A 19,413-nucleotide genomic window follows, 5' to 3' on the forward strand; every position below is an offset into this window, starting at 1 on the left:
CTCGGGAGCGGCCGGATGTTCCCCGCCCGGCGTTCGCTGTCAGCGATCACCTGAGACGCCGGGGGCGAAGGGGCGCGTATGCTCCCTATAGGTAATGACTCAAAGGGTTACCTGCCCATTACAGGGGGATGACGTGGACGGCACCGTGCAGGCGTGGGTCGACGGATGGGTCGTGTCGCGCGGGGCGGCTCCACCCGTGACCGAGCCGTGGGGCCGCACGATCGACGTGGGGGTGAAGGGCCACGTCACACGTCATGTGTTCGGCGCGACCGGCGACGACCTCGACGAGACGACCGTGCGGAAGGTGGCGGGCGCGGTGACCGGGGCCGGCATCTGGCTGAAGGCGTTCCGGGACCCGTCGGTGGTCGCCGGCTGGCTGGACGGCGCCTGGTGGATCGATCCCGAGCCCGGCTACCTCATGACGGCTCCGCTGGCCCCGGGGGACGCTCCGGACGTGCCCGACGGCTACCGGCTGCGCACCTGGTCGCGCGGCGGGGTGACGCGGGTGCTGATCGCCGCGCCGGACGGTTCCCTGGCGGCGCGCGGGCAGGTCGCCCCGACGGGCACCACCGCCGTGGCCGACCAGATCGAGACGGCCGCGGAGCACCGCCGCAAGGGACTCGGCAGCCTCGTCATGCGGACGCTGCAGAGCGCCGCCGTCCGGCAGGGGGCCCGGACCGGTGTCCTCGCCGGGACCCCCGCGGGGCGCGGGCTCTACGAGGCTCTGGGCTGGGAGGTGGTGGCCCTGCTCACCAGCGCGAAGCACTGCCCGCTGACGGAAACGGCCTCTCCTCCCCGGACGGCCTCTCCTTCCTGAACGAACAGCCGCGGCCGGTCCGGGCGCACCGCCCCGCCTCCCCCGCCACCGCCTGACCAGCGGCCAGGTCGCGACCCCGATGGCCAGGGCGATCACATGCCCCCGGTCGGCCATCGGGTCGGTGAAGGCGAGCAGGTCCTGCACGAGCACGCCGCCGAAGCCGGCCAGCAGCGGCACGCGCAGCCACAGCCACAGCCACAGCAGGCAGGCGACGGCGCCGGTGCAGGCCGCGACGCCGAAGCTGACGCCGTAGCCGAGGCGGTGCAGGGAACTCCCGGGAAGCCGCCTCCACAGGGGGCGCCCCTTCGGTCATGCCCCAGCCTTCGCCCGCCCCGGCCCCGCTGCCTGTGACCTGTGCCACGCGAGAGCCGATGCACGGCATCTCATGGCCGCTCGTCGCGTCCCCCGGTAATTCCCGGCGTCCTGCGCCCTGGACCTGCCAGGATGCCCCCATGCCTACCTCGTACGACATTCCCGATGTGCTGGACCGTCGCGAGGGCCCGTACGGCGAGGTCGTGCTGCGGCGGCACGGTGACCGGCTGGAGATCATCGCGAACGGCTGTTTCCTGATGGACACCTCCGACGGCCGCTCGGAGCGGCGGCTGGTCGACGCGGCCCTGGACGCCCTGCCCGGCCGGGACCGCCCCGACGTGCTGATCGGCGGACTCGGCGTCGGCTTCTCCCTCGCGCACGCCGCGGCGGACCCGCGCTGGGGACGGATCGCCGTGGTGGAACGCGAGCACGCGATCGTCGATTGGCATCTCGACGGCCCGCTCGCGGCGATCTCCGCCGAGGCCCTCGCCGATCCCCGCACGCACCTCGTCGAAGACGATCTCGTGGCGTACGTCAATGAGACGTCCGACACGTACGACGCCCTGTGCCTCGACATCGACAACGGCCCCGGCTGGACCGTCACGGAGGGCAACGGCGATCTCTACGCGAAAGCCGGACTGGACAGCTGCGCACGGGTGTTGAGACCCGGCGGAGTTCTCGCCGTCTGGTCCGCCCAGCCATCGCCGGAATTCGAGGAAACCTTGCGGAATGCCGGGTTCCAGCACGTGCGTACCGAAGAGCTCCCGGTTGCCCGGGGCGTTCCGGACGTCGTGCACCTCGGCATCAGCCCTGGATAGCAAAGGTGTGCTGACTCCCCGTACGCTGCTCCCCGGACGCCGATCATTCAAGCGTCAATCGCAACCATGCGCAGGCATAGCCAGTCAGAAGGAATCACCCCACTGATTCCGGAAAGCACACCCCAGGGGCGGGCGATGGAGCAGACACAGACCTCCCACAACGGTTCGGCGACGGCTACTCCGGGCGCACAGCGCCGGGTCCTGGTGGTCGAGGACGACGCGACGATCGTGGACGCCATCGCGACCCGCCTGCGAGCCGAGGGATTCCTCGTGCAAACCGCCGGTGACGGTCCGGCCGCGGTCGACACGGCCGAAGCCTGGCAGCCCGACCTGCTGATCCTCGACATCATGCTGCCCGGCTTCGACGGTCTGGAGGTCTGCCGGCGCGTGCAGGCCGCCCGCCCGGTGCCGGTGCTGATGCTCACCGCGCGCGACGACGAGACCGACATGCTGGTCGGGCTCGGCGTCGGGGCCGACGACTACATGACCAAGCCGTTCTCCATGCGGGAGTTGGCGGCGCGCGTGCACGTACTGCTGCGCCGGGTGGAGCGGGCCGCGATCGCCGCGGCCACCCCCCGCTCCGGCATTCTGCGTCTCGGCGAGCTGGAGATCGACCACGCACAGCGCCGCGTCCGCGTGCGCAGCGAGGACGTCCACCTCACGCCCACCGAGTTCGACCTGCTGGTGTGCCTGGCGAACACCCCGCGCGCGGTGCTCTCGCGCGAGCAACTGCTCGCCGAGGTCTGGGACTGGGCGGACGCCTCCGGCACCCGCACGGTCGACAGCCACATCAAGGCGCTGCGCCGGAAGATCGGCGCCGAACGGATCCGTACGGTGCACGGCGTGGGTTACGCCCTGGAGACCCCGACGCCATGAGCGGCGGGCCGGCCGCACGGAGCACCCCCGGGGAGCCGGAACCCTGGGGACGGGTGAGCCCGTTCTCGATCAAGACCAAGCTGGGCGCGCTGGTCGTCATCTCGGTGCTGATCACCACGGGCCTGTCGGTGATCGCGGTGCACACCAAGACGGAGCTGCGCTTCATCACGGTCTTCTCCATGATCGCCACCCTGCTCATCACGCAGTTCGTGGCCCATTCGCTCACCGCGCCGCTGGACGAGATGACCGCCGTGGCCCGCTCCATCTCGCAGGGCGACTACACCCGCCGGGTGCGGGAGAACCGCCGTGACGAGCTGGGCGACCTGGCCGTGACGATCAACGCCATGGCCGACGAGCTGGAGGCCCAGGACACCCAGCGCAAGGAACTGGTGGCGAACGTCTCGCACGAGCTGCGCACGCCCATCGCGGGTCTGCGCGCGGTGCTGGAGAACATCGTCGACGGTGTCACACAGGCCGACCCGGAGACCATGCGCACGGCCCTGAAGCAGACCGAGCGGCTCGGCCGGCTGGTGGAGACACTGCTGGACCTGTCCCGGCTGGACAACGGCGTCGTACCGCTGAGACAGCGGCGGTTCGAGGTGTGGCCCTATCTGTCCGGCGTGCTGAAGGAGGCCAACATGGTCGCCTCCGTGCGCGCGGGCATCGCCACCGGCTCGGGCAGTCACACGCGTACGGACGTCCATCTGCACCTCGACGTCCACCCGCCGGAGTTGACCGCGCACGCGGATCCGGAGCGCATCCACCAGGTCGTCGCCAACCTCATCGACAACGCGGTCAAGCACAGCCCGCCGCACGGCCGGGTGACGGTCAAGGCGCGGCGCGGCGCGCTGCCGGAGTCGCTGGAGCTGGAGGTTCTGGACGAGGGCCCCGGCATTCCGAAGTCCGAGTGGCACCGCGTCTTCGAGCGGTTCAACCGCGGCAACGCCAAGCGGCAGCACGGCCCGGGCAGCGACGGCGGCACGGGGCTCGGCCTGGCGATCGCCCGTTGGGCGGTCGATCTGCACGGCGGCCGCATCGCAGTGGCCGAATCCGAGCGCGGTTGCCGGATTCTTGTCACTCTTCCGGGACTTCCATCCGCGCAAAGTTGACGTAAAGTTCGAAGCAGAGCCACAAGATCCACCGGCGTCCGCGCTGACGGACACGTGTGATCAGGCACAGGCCCGCGCCGATGGCGCGACAGGCCCTGCTCAGCCCTTCCCTTCTTAAGCGGAACCACGCTTGTTTCCCGCCATTTCAAGCCCCGAAACACGCTCTGAGATGTGACTTACACGACGTTGCACGGGCCCGACCTGACCTTCCCGGTCCCGGGGGCGTAGCCTTGATTCCCGCTGTCCATCATCTTGTGAAGCGGAAGAGGGCGGTTGCCGCCGTGTCGCCACAGTCCCCCAGTAACTCGAGCATCTCGACCGACACCGACCAAGCGGGCAAGAACGCCGCCGCGTCGTTCGGTGCCAACGAGTGGCTCGTCGACGAGATCTATCAGCAGTACCTCCAGGACCCGAACTCGGTAGACCGAGCCTGGTGGGACTTCTTCGCCGACTACAAGCCGGGCGCCGCTGCCGCCTCGGCTCCGGCGGGTACCGCGGCCGCGGGGAGCACCACCGCTCAGCCGTCGGCCCAGGCCGCCCCGGCCGCTGCCCCCGCCCCGGCGGCCCAGAAGCCCGCCGCCGCGCAGGCTCCCGCCGAGGCGAAGCCCGCCGCGCAGGCTCCGGCCGAGGCGAAGCCGGCCGCGCAGGCTCCGGCCGCCGCTCCGTCGAAGGCCGCTCCGGCCGCGAAGCCGGCCGCCGCCAGGCCGGCCGCTCCCGCGAAGAAGGCCGAGCCCGCCGGCGAGGCCCCCGCGGGCCCCGAGCAGGTGGTGCTCCGCGGCCCCGCCGCCGCGGTCGCGAAGAACATGGACGCCTCCCTGGAGCTGCCCACGGCCACGTCCGTGCGCGCCGTCCCGGTGAAGCTGCTGTTCGACAACCGCATCGTCATCAACAACCACCTCAAGCGGGCGCGTGGCGGGAAGATCTCCTTCACGCACCTCATCGGCTACGCGATGGTCCAGGCCATCAAGGCGATGCCGGCGATGAACAACTCGTTCGCGAAGGTGGACGGCAAGCCGACCCTGGTCAAGCCGGAGCACGTCAACCTCGGTCTCGCCATCGACCTGGTCAAGCCGAACGGCGACCGCCAGCTGGTCGTCGCGGCGATCAAGAAGGCCGAGACGCTGAACTTCTTCGAGTTCTGGCAGGCCTACGAGGACATCGTCCGCCGCGCCCGCGACGGCAAGCTGACGATGGACGACTTCTCCGGGGTCACGGTCTCCCTGACCAACCCCGGCGGCCTCGGCACGGTCCACTCGGTGCCGCGTCTGATGCCCGGCCAGTCCGTGATCATGGGCGTCGGCTCCATGGACTACCCGGCGGAGTTCCAGGGCACCAGCCAGGACACCCTGAACAAGCTCGGCATCTCGAAGGTCATGACGCTGACGTCGACCTACGACCACCGGGTGATCCAGGGCGCCGCCTCCGGCGAGTTCCTCCGCCAGGTCGCGAACCTCCTCCTCGGCGAGAACGGCTTCTACGACGACATCTTCGAGGCGCTGCGCATCCCCTACGAGCCGGTCCGCTGGCTCAAGGACATCGACGCCAGCCACGACGACGACGTCACGAAGGCCGCCCGCGTCTTCGAGCTGATCCACTCCTACCGGGTCCGCGGCCACGTCATGGCCGACACCGACCCACTGGAGTACCAGCAGCGCAAGCACCCCGACCTGGACATCACCGAGCACGGCCTCACGCTCTGGGACCTGGAGCGCGAGTTCGCCGTCGGCGGCTTCGCCGGCAAGTCGATGATGAAGCTGCGCGACATCCTCGGCGTCCTGCGCGACTCGTACTGCCGCACCACCGGCATCGAGTTCATGCACATCCAGGACCCCAAGCAGCGCAAGTGGATCCAGGACCGGGTCGAGCGCCCGCACTCCAAGCCGGAGCGCGAGGAGCAGCTGCGCATCCTGCGCCGCCTGAACGCGGCGGAGGCCTTCGAAACCTTCCTGCAGACCAAGTACGTCGGTCAGAAGCGCTTCTCCCTGGAGGGCGGCGAGTCCGTCATCCCGCTGCTGGACGCGGTCCTGGACAGCGCCGCGGAGTCCCGCCTGGACGAGGTCGTCGTCGGCATGGCCCACCGCGGCCGCCTGAACGTCCTCGCCAACATCGTCGGCAAGTCGTACGCCCAGATCTTCCGCGAGTTCGAGGGCAACCTCGACCCGAAGTCGATGCACGGCTCCGGTGACGTGAAGTACCACCTGGGCGCCGAGGGCACCTTCACGGGCCTCGACGGCGAGCAGATCAAGGTCTCCCTGGTCGCGAACCCCTCGCATCTGGAGGCGGTGGACCCGGTCCTGGAGGGCGTCTCCCGCGCCAAGCAGGACATCATCAACAAGGGCGGCACGGACTTCACGGTCCTGCCGGTGGCGATCCACGGCGACGCGGCCTTCGCGGGCCAGGGCGTGGTCGCCGAGACCCTGAACATGTCGCAGCTGCGCGGCTACCGCACCGGTGGCACGGTCCACATCGTCATCAACAACCAGGTGGGCTTCACGGCCGCGCCGGAGTCCTCGCGTTCCTCCATGTACGCGACGGACGTGGCGCGCATGATCGAGGCCCCGATCTTCCACGTGAACGGCGACGACCCGGAGGCCGTGGTCCGCGTCGCGCGGCTCGCCTTCGAGTTCCGCCAGGCGTTCAACAAGGACGTGGTGATCGACCTCATCTGCTACCGCCGCCGCGGGCACAACGAGTCGGACAACCCGGCCTTCACCCAGCCGCTGATGTACGACCTGATCGACAAGAAGCGCTCGGTGCGCAAGCTCTACACCGAGTCCCTCATCGGTCGCGGCGACATCACCCTGGAAGAGGCCGAGCAGGCGCTGCAGGACTACCAGGGCCAGCTGGAGAAGGTCTTCACGGAGGTCCGCGAGGCCACCTCGCAGCCGGCCGCCGTGGAGCCCTCCGACCCGCAGGCCGAGTTCCCGGTCGCCGTGAACACCGCGGTGACCACGGAGGTCGTCAAGCGGATCGCCGAGTCCCAGGTCACCGTCCCCGACCACATCACCGTTCACCCGCGTCTGCTGCCGCAGCTGCAGCGCCGGGCGTCGATGGTCGAGGACGGCACGATCGACTGGGGCATGGGCGAGACCCTCGCGATCGGCTCCCTCCTGCTGGAGGGCGTGCCGGTCCGCCTGGCGGGCCAGGACTCGCAGCGCGGTACGTTCGGCCAGCGCCACGCGGTCATCATCGACCGCAGCACCGGCGAGGAGTACACGCCGCTGCAGTACCTCTCGGAGGACCAGGCGCGACTCAACGTCTACAACTCCCTCCTGTCCGAGTACGCCGCGATGGGCTTCGAGTACGGCTACTCGCTGGCCCGCCCCGAGGCGCTCGTGATGTGGGAGGCGCAGTTCGGCGACTTCGTCAACGGCGCGCAGACGGTCGTGGACGAGTTCATCTCGTCGGCCGAGCAGAAGTGGGCCCAGACCTCCGGCGTCGTCCTGCTCCTGCCGCACGGCTACGAGGGCCAGGGCCCGGACCACTCCTCGGCGCGTCCGGAGCGCTTCCTCCAGATGTGCGCCCAGAACAACATGACGGTCGCCATGCCGACGTCTCCGTCGAACTACTTCCACCTCCTGCGGTGGCAGGTGCACAACCCGCACCACAAGCCGCTGGTGGTCTTCACGCCGAAGTCGATGCTGCGCCTGAAGGCGGCGGCGGCCAAGGCGGAGGAGTTCACGACGGGTCAGTTCCAGCCGGTCATCGGTGACGCGTCGGTCGACCCGGCCGCGGTCAAGAAGGTCGTCTTCTGCGCCGGCAAGGTCTACTACGACCTGGAGGCCGAGCGCCAGAAGCGCGGCTCCACGGACACGGCGATCGTCCGCATCGAGCGCCTGTACCCGCTGCCGGGTACCGAGCTCCAGGCGGAGATCAAGAAGTACCCGAACGCCGAGAAGTACCTGTGGGCCCAGGAGGAGCCGGCGAACCAGGGTGCGTGGCCGTTCATCGCGCTCAATCTGATCGACCACCTGGACCTGGCGGTCGGCGCCGACGTCCCGCACGGCGAGCGCCTGCGCCGCATCTCGCGCCCGCACGGCTCGTCCCCGGCCGTCGGTTCCGCGAAGCGGCACCAGGCCGAGCAGGAGCAGCTGGTGCGTGAGGTGTTCGAGGCGTGACACGCCGCTGAGCATCGGCTCGCAGCAGGGCCCGGCCCCGGGAGGACATGTCCCGGGGCCGGGCCCTTCGCCGTCCCGGTGTCAGATCGGCTGCGGTTCGGAAGTCCGGTAGGGGGGTGCCGTTCGAGGATGTACTGCGTGTGCGGGTGGTCCGGGCAGGGGAGGGCGGTGAGCCGGGCGGCGACTTGCTGCCCCGGCTTCGGGCGCACAGCGCGAGGTTGTGTTCGGCCGGTGGGGTCTGGCTGTGGTTGCGGACGAGGACCTGGCTGGGTACGCGGGAGTTGTGGCCCTGGATCGTCATCGCCTCCCGGTACCGGCCGAGCAGCCGCAGCGTCCAGGGGCTGCGCAGCGCCGAGTTGAGGGTGGCGACGTCCTTGCCGCCGAGGAGCTGGACCCGGGCCTCGAAGACGCTGCGGTGCAGGGCGAGCGCCTCGGTGTAGTCGCCCCGCAGCCGATGGCGACGGCGAGGTTGCTCGGACGCTGGAGGGTCCGCGGTACGTTCTCTCCGCCGAGTTCCCGTGCCGCGCTCTCGGCCGCCTCCTCGAACAGGGTGCGGGCCTCCGTGTAGCGGCCGAGCGCCATCAGCGTGCCGGCGAGACCGTCCTTGGCGCGGATGAGCTCGATGGGGCGGACCCCGTCGGCGTCGCGGAGCCGCCGCAGGTTCTCCTGGCCCGCCTGCTCCGCCTCGGTGTAGCGGCCGAGTCCGCGCAGCATGGTGCCGAGCCGGTGGACGGCGACGAACGTCCTGCGGGTCGATCCAGTTGTCCCCGGCCGTGGTCACCGGTCCGCCGCCGTGCCGGGGGGCGTGGGCGGCCGTCCGGCAGCTGGACGTCCCTGGATGTGGCTCATCTCGTCCCCCGTCGAGTCCCCCGCCGGACCGATCGCGCACGGCCGGGCCCACGTGCACCAGACGAAGGTCACACCCATGTCGGCAGCCCATGGCCCCACCCGTTACCGGCCAGGATCCCGGGGTGCCGCACGGCATACCCTGGAAGGCAGGCAAGAGGGCTTGCCCCGTCCGGATCAGGAGCGAGAGTTGTACTTCACCGACCGTGGCATCGAGGAACTGGAGAAGCGGCGCGGCGAGGAGGAAGTCACCTTCGAGTGGCTCGCCGAGCAGTTGCGGACGTTCGTCGATCTCAACCCCGACTTCGAGGTGCCGGTGGAGCGGCTGGCGACCTGGCTGGCGCGGCTGGACGACGAGGACGACGAGTAGGGAGGCGTCCCCGGTCGCCTCCCCCGCGGGGTGGCCGCCTCGGCGCCTTCGCCGCCCGGGGGCGTCAGTCGCGTGGGTGCGTGAGGGCGTACGCCAGTTCCAGGACGCCATGAGCCAGGAGCAGCGCTCCGGCCGTGATCCAGCCGCCGCTGCGCCTGCGCAGCCCCCAGGCCAGGAGTGGTACGCCCGCGGCCGTCTGGGCGAGGGCCAGGGCGCGGGCTCTGGGGTCGCTGGTCCAGGGCATCCAGGGGTTGAGGCGGCTGTGGTCGGCGGTGTCGCGTTCCATGACCGCCTCCCTCCGGCCCGGCCACTCGACGGGCAGGCTGCCCGGCCGGAGGGCGACGGCTTCGCGGAGCCGGTCGGCGGGGCTGCCGGGGGCGAGCTCGGAGGGCATCGAGACGCCCACGCGCGCGAGGACCGCCAGCAGGCCGCGCAGGCGGGTGCGGGCGTCGGCGGCGGAGTCGGGTTTCGTCAGCCGGTCGAGGGACTGGACGTCCAGGACGGGGTCGAGGCCCAGGCGTGCGGCGAAGGTGCGCATCGCCTCGTCCTCCCCCACCGGGACGCCGCTCGCGAGCCAGACGAAGCCGACGGGCCGGCGGAAGCCGGACGCGAGCGTGAAGCCCGCGTGGTCGGCGTCCCACCACAGGGCGAGAACGGGCCAGGGCGCGCTCACGGCGAGGGCGGTGGCCCATCCGGTGACCACGCGGTCGACGGGTTCGCCGCCGTCCCGCCAGGGCCCGCCCTCCGGGACGAGCACACTCCACTCGTCGCCCGCGCGCGTGAGCCGCATGGGTGCGCGCAGCAGGTGGGCGACGGGGGCGACGTCCCCGGGTACCGCCCGACACAACAGCAGCGCCCGGAGGCGGGACCGGTGCGGGCAGCTTCTATCGGCATGGTCACACGCTAGGGCGAATCAGCCCAGTTTGGGCACTTATGTTCGCCCGTCATCCCCAGAACGGGTGTCTTGACTTTCCCTGACCGCGATATATCGTGAATGCGATAGGGACGCGATATGGCGCGTCAAGACGGGGAGGTCTGCCATGTCCGAGTGGTCCGTCACGGAGCCGGGGAAGCTCACCTTCGACGAGCCCGTGAGCGATCTTCACGTGCGTCTCGTCAACGGCACGGTGAACGTGGTGGGCACCGAGGAGGGTTCCGCCCGCCTGCAGGTCTCCGAGATCGAGGGGCCACCCCTGGTGGTGAGCCAAGAGGACGGCGTCCTGACCGTGGCCTACGAGGACCTGCCCTGGAAGGGCTTCCTCAAGTGGCTGGACCGCGAGGGCTGGCGCCGCAGCGCGGTGGTCTCCCTGGCCGTCCCGGCCGGCACCCGCGTGGAGGTGGGAGTGGTCGGCGCGGCAGCCGTGATCTCCGGCATCCAGGGCCCGTCGGTGGTGAAGGGCGTCACGGGTGACACGACCCTCGTGGGCCTCTCCGGCCCGGTCCGCGCCGACACCGTCTCCGGCAGCCTGGAGGCCCAGGACGTCACCGGCGACCTCCGGTTCCAGTCCGTCTCCGGCGACCTCACCGTGGTCGAGGGCTCCGGCCCCTCCGTGCGGGCCGACTCGGTCAGCGGTTCGATGATCGTCGACCTCGACCCGGAGGGCCCCACCGACGTGCGGCTGACCAGCGTCTCGGGCGAGATCGCGATCCGGCTGCCCTACCCGGCGGACGCGGAGGTCGAGGCGAACACGGCGAGCGGTGCCGTCTCCAACGCCTTCGACGGCCTGCGGGTGCACGGCCAGTGGGGCGCACACAAGATCACGGGCCGCCTCGGCGCGGGCACCGGCAGACTGCGGGCCACCACCGTCTCCGGCTCGATCGCCCTGCTGCGCCGCCCGGCCGGGGAGGACGAGGACGACCTGCCGTGGGACGCCGGCCCCGGCGCGGGAAGCCCTCCGGCCGACCCGAAGGACGACCCGAGGGACGACCCGAGGGACGACCTGCGGGACGGCTCGGGAGACAATTCCGTCTCCGGCCAGGGCGCCGACGCCACCAGCGCCCCGGCCGACGGCACGACCGACAAGAAGGTGCTCTGACATGCCTCCCGTCTTCGCCCACGGCCGCCTCCGCCTCTACCTGCTGAAGCTGCTGGACGAGGCCCCCCGCCACGGCTACGAGGTGATCCGCCTCCTCGAGGAGCGCTTCCAGGGGCTGTACGCACCATCGGCGGGCACGGTCTACCCGCGCCTGGCCAAGCTGGAGGCCGAGGGGCTGGTCACGCACACCACCGAGGGCGGCCGCAAGGTCTACTCGATCACCGACGCGGGCCGCGCCGAACTGGCCGACCGCAGCGGCGAGCTGGCCGACCTGGAGCTGGAGATCCGCGAATCGGTCGCGGAACTGGCCGCCGAGATCCGGGCCGACGTGCGCGGAGCCGCCGGCGACCTGCGCCGCGAGATGCGCGCCGCGGCGACCGAGGCCCGCCGGGGCACCGGCGCGGGGACCGACGGCACGGAAGGCGCCCCCTACGGCGACTTCTCGCAGTACGGCGACAAGGAGGCGTGGCGCATCGCCAAGGAGGAGATGCGGCGCGCCCGGCAGGAGTGGAAGGAACAGGCCAGGCGCGCCAAGGACGAGAGCCGCCGTGCCCGCGAGGACGCCCAGCGCGCCCGCCGCCAGGCGAAGGAGGCCCAGGAGCAGGCCCGGACCCAGGCTCAGGAGCAGGTGCAGCGGATCACCCGCCGCGTCCAGGAGCAGGTCCAGGACCACTTCGCCCGCGGCGACTGGCCCACGGGCCTGCGCGAGGGCCTGAGCGAACTGGTCAAGGAGGTGGGCGAGTTCGGAAAGGACTACGGCAAGGACTTCGGCTTCGACTGGACCGGCACGGGCAAGCCGACGCCTGAGCCGGCCCGTTCACAGCCCGCGGAGGGCTTCCCGGCCGCCTACGAACCGGCCTGGGCCCACGAGGACGCCGCAGACTCCACCGGCGACCCCGCCCGCGACCTGGACCGCCTCCTCGACCGCTTCCGGGACGACATCCGCGACGCGGCCCGCGACCACGGCGTCACCCCCGACCAGCTCCGCGACGCCCGCCGCCACCTGTCGACGACGGCGGCCCACATAGGGGCTCTCCTGCGCACCCCGAAGGAGCCGTAAGCCGCCGCTCACCCGGCCTTGGCCTCGCCACCGCTCCCGTACAGCACCCGCGCCAGGGACGCGTACGTCACCCCGTGATCGGCGAGCACCTCGGCCGGCACACCGGGGCGCATGGTCAGGGCGAGCAGGATGTGCTCGTCCCCGATGTGCCGGTCGCCCTGGGCGAGAGCGACCCGCAGGGAGCCCTCCAGCACCCCCTTGGCCTCCCGGCCGAAGGAGGCACGTCCCGACCACCACCGCTTGTCCTTGCGGTCGCCGGACATGGCGCCGACTCCGTGCACCTCCTCCACCCGGGCGACGATCTCCGCCACATCGATCCCCAGTCCGGCGAGCGCGTCACTCTCGGCCCGGGACAGCCCGGCCCGCCTCCGCGCCGCACGCAGTGCCTCCCGCACGGACTCCCGCCCCTCAGCGGGACGGAACCCCAGAGCGGCGAGGGCGAAGGACCCACGACTCCCCTCACGGTCGAGGAGGCCGAGCAGCAGATGCTCCGGCTCCACGCACCGCCCGCCTCCCCCAGCCCCCTCCACATACGCGAACGCGTTCTTCACCACGTCCCGGGCGTCTTTCGTGAACCGCTCGAACATCAACGCCTCCCGTACTTCTTGTGCACGGCCTGCCTGCTCACACCGAGTTCGGTGGCGATCTCCTGCCACGACCAGCCCTGATTGCGCGCGTTGCGCACCTGCACGGCTTCCAACTGCTCCAGCAGCCGACGCAGCGCGGAGACGGCCCGCAGGCCGACCCGTGGATCACGGTCACCCGCACGCTCGGCGAGATCGGTTGCTTCGGTCATGACGTCAACCTACATTGACACCCCGTGCGCGTCAATCACCGTTGACGCGCACAACGGCCGGCCCGTTCCCGGACCGGCCGTCTGGCACCCCGCACCCCCCTCAGGGATTGGTCAGCACGACCTTCCCGAACTGCTCACCCGACGCCAGCCGCTCGAAGCCCTCACGCGCGCGGTCCATGGGCAGGACCTCGTCGATGACGGGCCGCACACCCGTGGCGGCGCAGAAGGCGAGGAGATCCTCCAGCTCGTCCTTGGTCCCCATCGTGGACCCGACGACCTTGAGCTCCAGGAAGAAGATCCGGGTCAGCTCGGCGTGCGAGGGCCGGTCGCCACTGGTCGCACCGGAGATGACGAGGGTCCCGCCCGGCTTCAGCGACTTCACCGAGTGCGACCACGTGGCGGCCCCGACGGTCTCGATCACGGCGTCGACCCGCTGCGGCAGCCGCGCCCCGGACTCCAGCGCCTCCACGGCCCCGAGCTCCAGGGCCCGCTTCCGCCTGGCCTCGTCCCGGCTGGTGGCGAAGACCCGGAGACCGGCGGCCTTCCCCAGCACGATGGCGGCCGTGGCGACACCACCGCCGGCTCCCTGCACGAGCACGGAGTCGCCGGGACGCACACCCGCGTTGGTGAACAGCATCCGGTACGCCGTCAGCCACGCCGTCGGCAGACAGGCGGCCTCCTCGAAGGAGAGCTCCTTGGGCTTGGGCAGGATGTTCCAGGTGGGCACGGCGACCTGCTCGGCAAAGGTGCCCTGGTAGCGCTCGGTGAGGATGGAACGGGGTTCCTTCGGGCCGACCCCGTGCCCGCTCTGTCCGATCACGGAGTGCAGGACGACCTCGTTGCCGTCCTCGTCGACGCCGGCGGCGTCACAGCCGAGGATCATCGGCAGCTTGTCCTCCGCGAGGCCTACGCCGCGCAGGGACCAGAGGTCGTGGTGGTTGAGGGAGGCGGCCTTGACCGTGACGGTACTCCAGCCGGGGCGGGCCTCGGGAGCCGGGCGCTCTCCCAACTCCAGACCGGAGAGCGGCTGGTCGCGGTCGATTCGGGCGGCGTAGACAGCGAACATGACCTTGACGATAGGTTCCCGGACCGACCTTGCGGAACCACCGCCCCCTGTGAGACACGCCCTCTTGCCAGGCACAGCCCGTTGGTGCCGTGCTCCCACCCCTCCCCCGAGCTCTCAGCTTCGCTCGAGCAGGGAGGGCCCCTCATCGCCCCAGCGGCACGACTGCCCCCACACGCCGGACGACGCAAGGAGCGTCGTCCACAGCCGGGGCGGGACGACGACGCACCCGCACTCGCGTACGGCGAGAAGGGGACGTGTCGGGGGGGTGTCCGCCCGCAGCGGTTGACGCGTCAACGAACAGTCAGTCGGCGTCCGACCCCATCGCACCGTTCCGAGGACGGACACCCCCCGGCGCGGCCCCGACCCACCACCCGGCGTCAGGCGCTAACCGCACCCCCACCGAAGCAGCCACAGGCCACCGCAGGCACCCCGCCCCCACCGCCGCAGGCACCCCCACCCCACCCGCACAGCCCGCCGCAGGCACCCGCTCCCGCCCCGAACAGCGGCACCCCACAGCAAAGAAATGACCCCGCCCGAACCCGGACGGGGTCACCCCACAAAACAACCGACACCGACAACCGGTACCGACAAACCGGCGCAAACAACCGGCTCAAACAACCGGCACCGACGTCAGCGCCGAGCCACACCCTCGGCCCGCGCAGCCGCCGCCACGGCCGCCGTCACGGCCGGCGCGACCCGCTCGTCGAACGGCGACGGGATGACGTAGTCGGCCGCGAGGTCGTCCCCGACCACGGCCGCCAGCGCCTCGGCGGCAGCCAGCTTCATCCCCTCGGTGATCCGCGACGCCCGCACCTGCAGCGCCCCCGCGAAGATCCCCGGAAACGCCAGCACGTTGTTGATCTGGTTGGGGAAGTCCGACCGCCCGGTGGCGACGACCGCCGCGTACTTGTGCGCGACCTCGGGGTGCACCTCGGGATTCGGATTCGCCATGGCGAAAACGAACGCGCCCTTGGCCATCGTCGCCACCGCGGACTCCGGCACCGTCCCACCGGACACACCGATGAACACATCGGCGCCGTCCAGCGCCGCCTCCAGCGACCCGGTGATCCCGGCCTTGTTCGTGAAACCGGCCAGCTCCCGCTTCACCGGCGTGAGATCGTCCCGGTCGGCCGACACGACACCCTTGCGGTCGGCCACCGCGACGTCCCCGATCCCGGCCTCGACCAGCATCCTCGCGATGGCGACTCCCGCCGCGCCGGCCCCGGAGATGACGGCCCGCAGGTCTCCCACCGCGCGTCCGCTCAGCCGCGCGGCGTTCCGCAGGGCGGCCAGCGTCACCACCGCCGTGCCGTGCTGGTCGTCGTGGAAGACCGGGATGTCCAGCCGCTCCTGCAGCTTCCGCTCGACCTCGAAGCACCGCGGCGCCGAGATGTCCTCCAGGTTGACCCCGCCGAACGACGGCGCGAGCCGCACCACCGTCTCGACGATCTCGTCCACGTCCGTGCAGTTCAGCGCGATCGGAACCGCGTCCACACCGCCGAACTGCTTGAACAGGATCGCCTTGCCCTCCATCACCGGAAGGGAGGCCTCGGGCCCGATGTCACCGAGGCCCAGCACGGCCGTACCGTCCGTTACGACGGCGACGACCGACGACTTCCACGTGTAGTCGTGCACCAGCTCCGGCTGCTCCGCGATCGCGCTGCACACCTTCGCGACGCCGGGCGTGTACGCCAGGGACAGGTCGTCCTTGTCGCGGACCGGCACCGTGGCCTGCACGGCCATCTTGCCGCCGCGGTGCAATGCGAACGCCGGATCGAAGGAGTCGAGGGGCTCCGCACTGCCCTCGGGGTCCGTATCGCCGGTCTTGCTCTCGCTGCGAGGATTGACGATCTCCGCTGCCACTTCGTTTTACCCCTTAAATCTTCATTGGTCTGAGGGTGGCCACTCCTGGTGAGGTGTGGGCGGGACCGCGTACGGCCGTGGTCGTGCTGTGTACGTGATACGTACGGGCGCGTACGCGACGGGCGCGCCGCACACGCGCCCTGAGCCCCGGATGAGGGGTGTAAAGACCCTTCTTACCGGACGGACGGCACCGACGACGAGTCCATAACGCGAAGGTCACATGACGGGGCCTCGACTCTTCGTCAAAAATCGGGACAAGGGCTGGACAAACCAGCGACAACCCCTCAAGCGCCGGCGAAGCACGCGGCCTCGTGTCGGAATCCCGGGATAAACCGAAGATCTTCCGGCTGGAAGGGACGATTCCCATAGAAGGTCCGGCCGTGATGTACCGGAGTGATGCGGTTCGGGGGTCGCCCGTTATCCGATTTTGACATGACTGGCGCCCAGAACGGCGCAGTCCGAATGGCAAGATGCCGTCATCACACAAGGTCGCGGCACTCGAAGACGTGTGCTCTCGTCGACCCACGGACCAGCCGGCACCGTCGGCGGTCCACGGCACTGCCGAACCCCATCGGCAGCGCATCGCCCCATCGGCAACTCCACCCATCCGCCGGAGGAACCCACCATGACCGCAAGCTCCACCCGTCGTACGACCGCCGCTCGTTCCCGGCTAGCAGCGGTCGGTGCGATCGCGGTCGCAGGCGCGCTGATGCTCACCGGATGCGGTGACCAGACCAAGGACAGCGGCTCGGAGAGCGACACCACCACCTCGGCCCCGCTCGCCGACAAGCTGCCGAAGGCCATCCGCGACAAGGGGGTCATCAAGGTCGGTTCCGACATCGCCTACGCCCCGGTCGAGTTCAAGGACAGCTCCGGCAAGGTGGTCGGCATCGACCCGGACCTCGCCGCCGCCATGGGCAAGCAGCTCGGGGTCGACTTCCAGTTCGAGAACGGCACCTTCGACACGCTGATCACGGGTCTGCGCTCCAAGCGGTACGACATCGCCATGTCCGCGATGACCGACACCAAGGCCCGCCAGGAGGGCATCGACTCCAACACCGGCAAGAAGGTCGGTGAGGGCGTCGACTTCGTGGACTACTTCACCGCCGGTGTCTCGATCTACACCAAGAAGGGCGACGACCAGGGCATCAAGACCTGGTCCGACCTGTGCGGCAAGAAGATCGTGCTGCAGCGCGGCACGGTCTCCGAGGACCTGGCCAAGGCCGAGTCGAAGAAGTGCCCGAAGGGCAAGAAGATCGCCATCGAGCCCTTCGACAACGACCAGCAGGCCCAGACCCGCCTGCGTGCGGGCGGTGCCGACGCCGGCTCGTCCGACTTCCCGGTCGCCGCGTACGCCGTGAAGACCTCCGGCGGCGGCAAGGACTTCGAGCTGGTCGGCGAGCAGGTCGAGGCCGCTCCGTACGGCATCGCGGTCGCCAAGAACCAGACGGAGCTGCGGGACGCCCTCAAGGCCGCGCTGGACGCCGTCATCGCGAACGGCGAGTACGAGAAGATCATGAAGAAGTGGGGCGTCACGGACGGCGCCATCGAGGAAGCCACCATCAACGGCGGCAAGTGACCGCGACACAGCGGCACTGAAAGGCAACACCCGTGACTGTTGACATCGACAAGACGACGGGCGACACGCCCCCGGCCGGACCGGAGGCCATCAAGGCCATTCCGGTCCGGCACTACGGGCGGTACGTCTCGGCCGTCGTCACGCTCGCCCTGCTGGGCGGCATCGTCTACGCGTTCTCCCAGGGCAAGATCAACTGGGATGCGATCCCGGACTACTTCTTCGACGACCGCATCCTCAACGGCGTGGGCAAGACGCTCCTGCTGACCGTGCTGTCCATGCTGATCGGCATCGTCGGCGGCGTCCTGCTCGCCGTGATGCGCCTGTCGAAGAACCCGGTGACCTCGTCGATCGCGTGGTTCTACATCTGGTTCTTCCGCGGCACCCCGGTCCTGGTGCAGCTGATCGTCTGGTTCAACCTGGGCCTGGTCTTCGAGTACATCAACCTCGGGCCGGTCTACAAGGACGAGTGGTCGGACTTCATGACCCCGTTCCTGACGGCGCTGCTGGGCCTCGGCCTCAACGAGGCCGCGTACATGGCGGAGATCTGCCGGGCCGGTCTGCTCTCCGTCGACGAGGGCCAGACCGAGGCGTCGCACGCGCTGGGCATGAGCCACGCCAGGACGCTGCGCCGGATCGTCATCCCGCAGGCGATGCGCGTGATCGTGCCGCCGACGGGCAACGAGGTCATCAACATGCTGAAGACGACCTCGCTGGTGTCGGTGGTCCAGTATCCCGAGCTGCTCCGCGCCGCCCAGGACATCGGCCAGACCTCCGGCGCCCCCGCCGAGATGCTGTTCCTGGCGGCGTCCTGGTACCTGCTGCTGACCTCGGTCTTCAGCATCGGCCAGTACTACCTGGAGCGGTACTACGCGCGTGGTTCGAGCCGGTCGCTCCCGGCCACCCCGTTCCAGAAGATCAAGGCGAACGTGCTGTCCCTGTCCAACCGCTCGGCGTCGACGGGAGGCACCGCATGACCGCCATGGTCAAGGCCGAGGGCGTCCACAAGAGTTTCGGCCCCGTCGAGGTCCTCAAGGGCATCGATCTGGAGGTGAAGTCCGGCGAGGTGTTCTGCCTCATCGGCCCCTCCGGCTCGGGCAAGTCGACCTTCCTCAGGTGCATCAACCACCTGGAGAAGATCAACGCCGGCCGCCTGTACGTCGACGGCGAGCTGGTCGGCTACCGCCAGAAGGGCGACAAGCTCTACGAGCTGAAGGACCGGGAGGTCGCCCTGAAGCGCCGGGACATCGGCATGGTCTTCCAGCGCTTCAACCTGTTCCCGCACATGACGGCCGTCGACAACATCATGGAGGCGCCGATCCAGGTCAAGGGCGTGAACAGGGGCCAGGCCCGGCAGCGCGCGCTGGAACTGCTGGACCGGGTCGGCCTGGCCGACAAGGCGGGCAGCTACCCCTCGCAGCTCTCCGGCGGCCAGCAGCAGCGCGTCGCCATCGCGCGGGCCCTCGCCATGGAGCCAAAGCTGATGCTGTTCGACGAGCCGACGTCGGCGCTCGACCCGGAGCTGGTCGGTGACGTCCTGGACGTCATGCGGGACCTCGCCGAGTCCGGCATGACGATGATCGTCGTCACCCACGAGATGGGCTTCGCCCGCGAGGTGGGCGACAGCCTGGTCTTCATGGACGGCGGTGTGGTGGTCGAATCCGGTCACCCGCGCGAGGTGCTGACGAACCCGCAGCACGAGCGGACGAAGTCGTTCCTGTCCAAGGTGCTCTGACGGTACGCACGGCGA

General features: G+C 70.3%; 17 protein-coding genes and 2 pseudogenes. 11 read left to right on the plus strand and 8 right to left on the minus strand.

What is annotated here, in order from left to right:
- Positions 1–133: 133 nt before the first annotated feature.
- Positions 134–817 (plus strand): GNAT family N-acetyltransferase, encoded by a 684-nt coding sequence (locus ACZ5TL_RS23485; protein ID WP_468592138.1) that lies wholly within the window; start codon positions 134–136, stop codon positions 815–817.
- Positions 818–832: 15 nt separating this feature from the next.
- On the opposite strand, the pseudogene ACZ5TL_RS23490 reads toward ACZ5TL_RS23485, so the two are convergent.
- Positions 833–1,102, minus strand: a pseudogene (locus ACZ5TL_RS23490) (rhomboid-like protein); the annotation flags it as partial.
- 167 nt (positions 1,103–1,269) lie between these two features.
- On the opposite strand from ACZ5TL_RS23490, the gene ACZ5TL_RS23495 reads away from it, so the two are divergent.
- From ACZ5TL_RS23495 to ACZ5TL_RS23510, 4 genes are all read left to right on the plus strand, one after another.
- The gene (locus ACZ5TL_RS23495) at positions 1,270–1,947 is read left to right on the plus strand and encodes a spermidine synthase family protein (protein WP_468592139.1); all 678 of its coding nucleotides are present in this window, start codon (positions 1,270–1,272) and stop codon (positions 1,945–1,947) included.
- A gap of 135 nt (positions 1,948–2,082) precedes the next feature.
- Positions 2,083–2,823, plus strand: coding sequence for a response regulator transcription factor (locus tag ACZ5TL_RS23500; protein WP_356436261.1), 741 nt, complete (start codon positions 2,083–2,085; stop codon positions 2,821–2,823).
- Positions 2,820–3,932: a sensor histidine kinase gene (locus tag ACZ5TL_RS23505; protein ID WP_468592141.1), complete on the plus strand. Its 1,113-nt coding sequence runs from the start codon at positions 2,820–2,822 to the stop codon at positions 3,930–3,932. Before ACZ5TL_RS23500 ends, ACZ5TL_RS23505 begins: the two co-directional genes overlap by 4 nt.
- A 281-nt stretch (positions 3,933–4,213) precedes the next feature.
- On the plus strand, positions 4,214–8,050 hold the full coding sequence (locus ACZ5TL_RS23510; protein WP_468592142.1) for a multifunctional oxoglutarate decarboxylase/oxoglutarate dehydrogenase thiamine pyrophosphate-binding subunit/dihydrolipoyllysine-residue succinyltransferase subunit: 3,837 nt from the start codon (positions 4,214–4,216) through the stop codon (positions 8,048–8,050).
- Between the two features lie 297 nt (positions 8,051–8,347).
- Here the strand turns inward: ACZ5TL_RS23510 and ACZ5TL_RS23515 are convergent, their stop codons facing one another.
- Together ACZ5TL_RS23515 and ACZ5TL_RS23520 are read right to left on the minus strand one after the other, a co-directional pair.
- On the minus strand, positions 8,348–8,710 hold the full coding sequence (locus tag ACZ5TL_RS23515) for a tetratricopeptide repeat protein (RefSeq protein WP_468592303.1): 363 nt from the start codon (positions 8,708–8,710) through the stop codon (positions 8,348–8,350).
- Positions 8,711–8,767: pseudogene (locus tag ACZ5TL_RS23520) on the minus strand (hypothetical protein); the annotation flags it as partial. It abuts the gene before it with no gap.
- Positions 8,768–9,086: 319 nt separating this feature from the next.
- On the opposite strand from ACZ5TL_RS23520, the gene ACZ5TL_RS23525 reads away from it, so the two are divergent.
- Positions 9,087–9,266 (plus strand): DUF6104 family protein, encoded by a 180-nt coding sequence (locus tag ACZ5TL_RS23525; RefSeq protein ID WP_003992906.1) that lies wholly within the window; start codon positions 9,087–9,089, stop codon positions 9,264–9,266.
- Positions 9,267–9,330: 64 nt separating this feature from the next.
- Here the strand turns inward: ACZ5TL_RS23525 and ACZ5TL_RS23530 are convergent, their stop codons facing one another.
- Positions 9,331–10,056, minus strand: coding sequence for a hypothetical protein (locus ACZ5TL_RS23530; protein ID WP_468592144.1), 726 nt, complete (start codon positions 10,054–10,056; stop codon positions 9,331–9,333).
- Between the two features lie 250 nt (positions 10,057–10,306).
- On the opposite strand from ACZ5TL_RS23530, the gene ACZ5TL_RS23535 reads away from it, so the two are divergent.
- Complete coding sequence (locus ACZ5TL_RS23535; RefSeq protein ID WP_468592145.1) at positions 10,307–11,302, plus strand: DUF4097 family beta strand repeat-containing protein; 996 nt, start codon at positions 10,307–10,309, stop codon at positions 11,300–11,302.
- Between the two features lies 1 nt (position 11,303).
- On the plus strand, positions 11,304–12,362 hold the full coding sequence (locus tag ACZ5TL_RS23540; protein ID WP_468592147.1) for a helix-turn-helix transcriptional regulator: 1,059 nt from the start codon (positions 11,304–11,306) through the stop codon (positions 12,360–12,362).
- Positions 12,363–12,370: 8 nt separating this feature from the next.
- Here ACZ5TL_RS23540 and ACZ5TL_RS23545 read toward each other — a convergent pair whose 3' ends face one another.
- From ACZ5TL_RS23545 to ACZ5TL_RS23560, 4 genes are all read right to left on the minus strand, one after another.
- The gene (locus ACZ5TL_RS23545) at positions 12,371–12,949 is read right to left on the minus strand and encodes a Clp protease N-terminal domain-containing protein (protein ID WP_468592148.1); all 579 of its coding nucleotides are present in this window, start codon (positions 12,947–12,949) and stop codon (positions 12,371–12,373) included.
- A complete protein-coding gene (locus ACZ5TL_RS23550) occupies positions 12,949–13,158 on the minus strand; it encodes an HTH domain-containing protein (RefSeq protein ID WP_468592150.1) in 210 nt (69 codons plus the stop codon). The genes ACZ5TL_RS23545 and ACZ5TL_RS23550 overlap by 1 nt, the downstream gene beginning before the upstream one ends.
- Before the next feature lie 100 nt (positions 13,159–13,258).
- Positions 13,259–14,224: a zinc-binding dehydrogenase gene (locus ACZ5TL_RS23555; RefSeq protein WP_468592151.1), complete on the minus strand. Its 966-nt coding sequence runs from the start codon at positions 14,222–14,224 to the stop codon at positions 13,259–13,261.
- Positions 14,225–14,854: 630 nt separating this feature from the next.
- Positions 14,855–16,087, minus strand: coding sequence for an NAD(P)-dependent malic enzyme (locus ACZ5TL_RS23560; protein WP_468592152.1), 1,233 nt, complete (start codon positions 16,085–16,087; stop codon positions 14,855–14,857).
- A gap of 625 nt (positions 16,088–16,712) precedes the next feature.
- Here ACZ5TL_RS23560 and ACZ5TL_RS23565 point away from each other — a divergent pair.
- The 3 genes from ACZ5TL_RS23565 to ACZ5TL_RS23575 are packed head-to-tail and all read left to right on the plus strand — an operon-like array spanning position 16,713 to position 19,398.
- Positions 16,713–17,666 (plus strand): ABC transporter substrate-binding protein, encoded by a 954-nt coding sequence (locus tag ACZ5TL_RS23565; protein WP_468592153.1) that lies wholly within the window; start codon positions 16,713–16,715, stop codon positions 17,664–17,666.
- A gap of 32 nt (positions 17,667–17,698) precedes the next feature.
- Positions 17,699–18,640 carry an amino acid ABC transporter permease gene (locus ACZ5TL_RS23570; protein ID WP_468592154.1) on the plus strand — a complete coding sequence of 314 codons (942 nt, stop codon included), beginning with the start codon at positions 17,699–17,701 and terminating at the stop codon, positions 18,638–18,640.
- Positions 18,637–19,398, plus strand: coding sequence for an amino acid ABC transporter ATP-binding protein (locus ACZ5TL_RS23575; protein ID WP_468592155.1), 762 nt, complete (start codon positions 18,637–18,639; stop codon positions 19,396–19,398). The genes ACZ5TL_RS23570 and ACZ5TL_RS23575 overlap by 4 nt, the downstream gene beginning before the upstream one ends.
- Positions 19,399–19,413: the final 15 nt, after the last annotated feature.

The sequence above is a fragment of the Streptomyces sp. NPDC033136 genome (genome assembly GCF_055578235.1).